The organism is Micromonospora parastrephiae, from assembly GCF_016802865.1.
In the GTDB taxonomy this organism is placed as follows: Bacteria; Actinomycetota; Actinomycetes; order Mycobacteriales; family Micromonosporaceae; genus Micromonospora; species Micromonospora parastrephiae.
Map to the genome: position 1 here is coordinate 1 of NZ_JAEVHM010000344.1, position 3,173 is coordinate 3,173.

The 3,173-nt window shown below is 73.7% G+C and carries 4 protein-coding genes and 1 pseudogene; 3 read left to right on the plus strand and 2 right to left on the minus strand.

All coding sequences use genetic code 11. The annotated features are described in order from the left end of the window. From JNW91_RS30670 to JNW91_RS30680, 3 genes are all read left to right on the plus strand, one after another. Positions 1 to 396, plus strand: a 396-nt coding sequence (locus JNW91_RS30670) for a glycerate kinase (RefSeq protein WP_203178959.1), incomplete at its 5' end; no start/stop codon positions are given. Between the two features lie 181 nt (positions 397 to 577). Continuing rightward, positions 578 to 946: an iron-sulfur cluster insertion protein ErpA gene (erpA, locus tag JNW91_RS30675; RefSeq protein ID WP_007463211.1), complete on the plus strand. Its 369-nt coding sequence runs from the start codon at positions 578 to 580 to the stop codon at positions 944 to 946. Positions 947 to 1,145: 199 nt separating this feature from the next. Then, positions 1,146 to 2,123 carry a carbohydrate kinase family protein gene (locus tag JNW91_RS30680; RefSeq protein WP_203178960.1) on the plus strand — a complete coding sequence of 326 codons (978 nt, stop codon included), beginning with the start codon at positions 1,146 to 1,148 and terminating at the stop codon, positions 2,121 to 2,123. 72 nt (positions 2,124 to 2,195) lie between these two features. Here JNW91_RS30680 and JNW91_RS30685 read toward each other — a convergent pair whose 3' ends face one another. Next, positions 2,196 to 2,429 (minus strand): sulfurtransferase TusA family protein, encoded by a 234-nt coding sequence (locus JNW91_RS30685; protein WP_203178961.1) that lies wholly within the window; start codon positions 2,427 to 2,429, stop codon positions 2,196 to 2,198. Continuing rightward, positions 2,426 to 3,173: pseudogene (locus tag JNW91_RS30690) on the minus strand (aminotransferase class V-fold PLP-dependent enzyme); the annotation flags it as partial. The pseudogene JNW91_RS30690 and the gene JNW91_RS30685, both read right to left, overlap by 4 nt.

A 3,173-nucleotide genomic window follows, 5' to 3' on the forward strand; every position in this document is an offset into this window, starting at 1 on the left:
GCCGCGGGGGGCCTCGGCGCCGCCATCCTCGCCCTGGGCGGCGGCTGTGAGTCGGGCATCGGCCTGGTCACCCGGGCCACCGCGCTGGACGCCGCACTGGACACCGCCGACCTGGTGATCACCGGGGAGGGGTCCTTCGACCACCAGTCCCTGCGCGGCAAGGTGGTCGCCGGAGTGGCCGGCGCGGCCCGGGACCGGGGTGTCCCGTGCGTGGTGGTGGCCGGCCAGGTGAGCACCGGCCGGCGGGAGGCCGCGTCGGCCGGAGTGACCGACGCGTACAGCCTGGTGGAGCACTTCGGTGGGGAGCAGGCCGGCGGGCTCGACGCCGCGCTGAGCCGCCCCGCGGACGGGCTGCGCGAGCTGGGCGCCCGGCTGGCCCGGCAGTGGAGCCGCTGAGCGCCCGAAGTCGCCCGGTCAATCGGCCACGACCGGGTCGACCTGCGGCGGGGGTCACGCCACGCGGGTGCGCCCGGCCGGGGCGGCGTACGATCGGGAAAGGACCACAACCGGGAATCACTGGACGGCGCGCGGCGTTGGCCAGTGCGTCCGGACCCAAACCGCGCAGGGAGACTTCCACGTGACCACGCCAGCGCAGACCGAGTCGACCGAGGCCCAGGCCCCTACTTCCGTCGTCCTCACCGACGTCGCGGCGCAGAAGGTCAAGGCCCTGATCGAGCAGGAGGGCCGCGACGACCTGCGGCTCCGCGTCGCGGTGCAGCCGGGTGGCTGCTCCGGCCTGCGGTACCAGCTCTTCTTCGACGAGCGTTCGCTCGACGGTGATGTCGTCACCGATTTCGGTGGTGTCGAGGTCGTCGTCGACCGGATGAGCGCCCCGTACCTTTCCGGCGCGACGATCGACTTCGCCGACCGGATCGACGCCCAGGGCTTCACCATCGACAACCCCAACGCGGGCAACTCCTGCGCCTGCGGTGACTCCTTCAACTGAGTCGCGCGCCACGCACCAGCGATGACGGGGCCGTCCTTCGGGACGGCCCCGTCCTTCGTGTCGGGATGGCGGTGGGAGCGGTTCCGGGAAGTCCGCGCTGGTGGTTGCGGGCCGGTTGCCGTTGTCCCACCGACCGGACACCGCCGGGTGGCCGGGCCGGTAGGCTGACCGCGCCCTGCTCCCGACCCCGAGGGTTGACATGAAGATCGCCGTGACCGGCTCGATCGCCACCGATCACCTGATGAGCTTCCCCGGCCGCTTCGCCGACCAGTTCATCGCCGATCAGCTGCACAAGGTGTCCCTCTCCTTCCTGGTGGATGATCTGGTGCTGCGCCGCGGCGGCGTGGCGGCGAACATCTCCTTCGGCATGGGGCAGCTGGGCCTGCGCCCGGTTCTGCTCGGGGCGGTCGGCGCCGACTTCGCCGACTACCGCTCCTGGCTGGAGCGGCACGGCGTCGACTGCGACTCGGTGCACGTCAGCGAGGTCGCGCACACCGCCCGCTTCGTCTGCACCACCGACACCGACATGTGCCAGATCGCCTCGTTCTACGCCGGCGCGATGAGCGAGGCCCGCAACATCGAGCTGGCCCCGGTCGCCGAACGGCTCGGCGGTCTGGACCTCGTGGTGGTCAGCGCCAACGACCCGGAGGCGATGCTGCGGCACTCGGCCGAGTGCCGCGCCCGCGGGTACGCGTTCGCCGCCGACCCGTCGCAGCAGCTCGCCCGCATGCCGGGTGAGGACGTGGTGGCGCTGATCGAGGGCGCCGAGTACCTGATGACCAACGACTACGAGAAGTCGCTGTTGCAGAGCAAGGCGCAGCTGAGCGACGACCAGCTGCTGGACCTGGTCAAGGTGCGGGTCACCACGCTGGGCAAGCACGGCGTCGAGATCGCCGGGCGTGGTATCGACCCGATCCACGTGCCCATCGCGCGGGAGATCCGGGCGGTCGACCCGACCGGGGTGGGCGACGGCTTCCGGGCCGGCTTCTTCACCGCGCTCTCCTGGGGCGTCGGCCTGGAACGCGCCGCCCAGGTCGGCTCGCTGCTGGCCACGCTCGTGCTGGAGACGGTCGGCACCCAGGAGTACGAGGTCCGCCGCGACCTGTTCGTCAAGCGCCTGGCCGAGTCCTACGGCGACACCGCCGCCGACGAGGTCCGCCCCCACCTCCTCCCGTAATCCGCCCAACCCCATCCCGGGCCCCCGCGCCTCGTCGAGGCAGAACACGAGCTCGCGGGGGCAGGGACGGGGTCAGTGGGTGCGGCGGATGTCGTAGGCGGGGCCGTCCGGGCCGGTGATGGCGGCCAGGAACTCCTGGCCGCGCATCCGGCACCAGGCGGGGATGTCGACCGCCGCCGCCGGGTCGTCGGCGAGTACCCGGACGACCGTGCCGACGGGCACCTGGGGCATCCGGCGGGCCGCCGCGATGACCGGCAACGGGCAACGTTGACCCCGGCAGTCGAGGACCTCGTCGGGCATCGTCACAGCCCCACCACCCCGGCCTCGGCGCGCAGTCCGGCGACGATCCCGGGCAGCTCGGCGAGGAACCGCTCGACGTCCGCCTCGGTCGTCTCCCGGTGCAGGCTGACGCGGACGTTGCCGTGCGAGAGCACCCCCATCGCCTCCAGCACGTGCGAGGGCCGCAGCGTGGACGAGGTGCAGGACGAGCCGGACGACACCGCGAAGCCGCGCCGGTCCAGCGCGTGCAGCAGCGTCTCGCCGTCGACGTACAGACAGGAGAAGGTGACCAGGTGGGGAAGCCGGAGCACCGGGTCGCCGACCACCTCCACGTCGGGCACCTCCGCCGCGACCCGCGTCCGGATCCGGTCCACCAGCGGCGCCAGCCGGGCCTCCTCGGCCGCGGCGTCGGCCGCCGCGGCGCGCAAACTCGCCGCCGCCGCCACCACCGCGGGCAGGTTCACCGACCCGGGGGTACGCCCACCCTCCCGTTCGTCGGCCGGCCACGGTGACTCCCAGCGGGTGCCCTTGCGCACCGCCAGCAACCCCACCCCGGGCGGGCCGCCCCACTTGTGCGCGCTGGCGGTGAGCACCGACCAACCGGCCGGCAGCGGCACCCGCCGACCGACCTGCGCCGCGTCGGACGTACAGCGGCACCCCGGCGTCGGCGCAGGCGGCGGCCGCCTCGGCGACCGGTTGCACGGTGCCCACCTCGTGGCTGGCGCTGATCAGCGCGGCCAGCGCGACCCCGGGGGCGCGGACGGCGTCCCG